The organism is Endozoicomonas sp. ONNA2 (genome assembly GCF_024606365.1).
In the GTDB taxonomy this organism is placed as follows: Bacteria; Pseudomonadota; Gammaproteobacteria; order Pseudomonadales; family Endozoicomonadaceae; genus Endozoicomonas.
Genome location: NZ_JAHHPO010000519.1, coordinates 1 through 2,891, shown reverse-complemented (window position 1 = coordinate 2,891; position 2,891 = coordinate 1). Strand labels below are relative to the sequence as shown.

1 protein-coding gene and 1 pseudogene are annotated in these 2,891 nt (G+C 44.4%); both read left to right on the top strand.

Going from position 1 to position 2,891, the window contains the following annotated elements; translation table 11 throughout:
- Positions 1-514: 514 nt before the first annotated feature.
- Complete coding sequence (gene hslR, locus KDK14_RS09220; RefSeq protein ID WP_257264804.1) at positions 515-904, top strand: ribosome-associated heat shock protein Hsp15; 390 nt, start codon at positions 515-517, stop codon at positions 902-904.
- Positions 905-1,691: 787 nt separating this feature from the next.
- Positions 1,692-2,771 (top strand): annotated as a pseudogene (locus KDK14_RS09215) (ISAzo13 family transposase); the annotation flags it as partial.
- Between the last annotated feature and the right edge of the window lie 120 nt (positions 2,772-2,891).

Here is a 2,891-nt window from a genome sequence, read left to right as displayed (position 1 = left end):
GACCAATTTGCTGCCACCGCAGTAGGGCAGTCTATTCTCGGACAGCCTCCTGGCGTACCATAAACAGCGCTGCGATCACTCCTGCTACCGTAAGACCTGGCCATGCACACAGCGCATTCACTGATCAGATGAAAAAGTCTCTACTGCCAGCGGTTCTGGCTCATCATGCCCCTGCAGCGTCTGTTCATAAAGGTCCTGTGCTCAAATTCACCAAAACGTTCATAGGCTGTTCGCCGAAAAGAACCGGATAGTACGGGCTGTTTCCTGGCATGCGTGAATCTCTGGCTTATTTTTCTGTGGAAAGTGTTCCATCATGGTTTCTTGATGGTTCAGGCTGGAAATATCGAGGCATTATAATGGGTATAGGCTTGCGGTATCCATGGATGTTTAACTTGAGTGAATCAGTCCCTATGATTATTGCCTCTTGGTATTTCCTGAAAAGACTGCCCGTCTGAGTTGTTTAATCGCCACTTGCCGCAGCCTTTTCAAGATAAAAAGTAGTCAAGGTGACCCAATGAGTAAAAGTGACAAGATCAGACTTGATAAATGGTTATGGGCAGCACGCTTTTATAAAACCCGGAGTATCGCCAAAGAAGCCATTAATGGCGGCAAAGTGCACTTGAATGGTCAGCGCTGCAAGCCAGGCAAAGAGCCACGGGTTGGTGATGTGATCAAACTTCGTGCGGGCTGGGATGAGCGCATTGTCATCGTCAAGCAGCTTAATGACCAACGGCAGAAGGCTGAGCTGGCCCAACAGCTTTACGAGGAAACGCCTGAGAGCCTTCAGGCCCGGGAAGAAGCAGCTGCTAATCGAAAAGCACTGCGAGGCGCCATGCCCAGACCCGATCACCGTCCGGATAAAAAACAGCGACGTGAGATTCTGAAGTACAAGGCGGATTGCTGAGCCCGGCAACCCGGAAGAGGGTCTTGTTAATGATTTCAGCGCCGATACCTGCCGGGTTAATCAGGTAAGGTCAGGGGAGGCATGTTTGCTATCGGTCACACCAGGACCGCCTGCAAGGCTGGATACCTTTATCAAGTGGGTCACAAATGCCCATGGCGCGTAAAAATATTTTGCGCCACCCTCAGGGATGAAAAATGGTTGAGCAAAATATTGTCACGACAAATGTTCATGACCGATAGGTCGGCACATGAGGTAGCTATTACTGTGCGACAATGCTGTACGACAATCGTTTTGAATATGTTGGCAAAAGACACCCCATCAGTTAATGAATCAGTATTGATGAGAATTGTCGGGAATTGCTGGAATAATGCTTTATTTGCATATTTTTCAAAATAATCTAGCCTGAATTCGTATGATAAATGGAAAGCTTGAAATCTGACATAGCAGTCAACAGAACTGATAACTTAGTAATTGTCCCGAAATAATTCCTGCATTTCGCCTATAGTAAAGAGCCATAAATATCTACCTTACGGCTCTTTTCTGTGCGAGTGGTTATGAGTAATTATTCAGAATCAGTTGAAACTCAGATGATCGATTTTTTCTGCTCTCTCAATGAGAGAGATCGCCGACGGTATGCTGCTATTGAAGCAGTAAAGTTGGGTCATGGAGGTATCCAGTACATATCTCAATTACTGGGTTGTCATCGGGAAACTGTCGTCCATGGAATAGCTGAACTTAATTCCGAGAAACCGCTCACTACTAATAGGATTCGTAAGAAAGGGGGGGAAGAAGAAGTCTAACGGTGGTATGTCCAAATCTAGTTGATAACGTGCTTCGTATTCTACACGATCACACTGCAGGTGATCCTATGCGGCAGGCAGTCCGATGGACAAATCTTTCCCGCCGAAATATTTCCCGGCAACTTGAGAAGACAGACACTCCTGCAAGTAAGAATGTCGTTTCCAAGGTGCTTTATGAAGAAGGCTTCCGTCGTCGTAAGCCTCAGAAAAAAAGAACGATGGGGCAGAATAAAGATCGAGACGCACAATTCAGGAATCTTAAAAGATTGAAGCAGGAATATTTGGATTCAGGCAAGCCAATACTTGGCATGGACACCAAGAAGAAGGAGACATTGGGTAATTTCTATCGCGAAGGGGTGATGGATGCTATTGAGCCAACGATTGTCAATGATCACGATTTCCCCAGTCAGGGTAATGGCAAAGTTATACCACATGGGATATACGACTTGAGAAAAAACAAGGCGGTGATTCATTTAAATACCAGTAAAGACACGTCTGAATTTGCTTGCGAGTGCATTGCTCTCTGGTGGCTTGAGCAAGGACAGCAAGACTATCCAGGTGAAGATGAGATATTAATCATGTGTGATGGTGGCGGTAGTAATAGTTCATCGTCGTACCTGTTCAAAGAGGATTTGCAAGCACTCTCCAATCGATTGAATTTAAAAATTCGTAATGCCGAAGTTATTGTCCATGGCCCGGTTGATACTATTAGTGTTTTCCGTGACCACTCAAGTGATTTCAGTGGAAAAACAATATACTTTGATCAATATAATTGTTCATCAATATGGGATATTGAAAAAAAATATCCAGGCATTGAGTATTTAGGAACGGGATTCCCTGGTTCAAGAACGGGGTTGGCCAAAAAGTCAAGAACTGGCGGAATGTTTTTAAAGGAACCCGATATTAACCAATCACAATTTGAAGATATTTTTTTGCGAGATCAGATAAAATTAACAGATAAAACCTTCTTATATTTCTGCAATCGAGATACAGCAATATCCCTGAAATCATCAATCATACTCTTCAGTAATTTAGAGTGCCCCTTTGGTCAAGATATAACTAAGTAGTTGGCCAAATGGAATCGTATATTTCTGGCTAAGTGGACAGTTACTATGCAAGGCGCAACGTAGGGAGCATAGCCTTAGCTATGTGACCGGAGTTGCAACGCAGCAGAGTGACTGGCCACT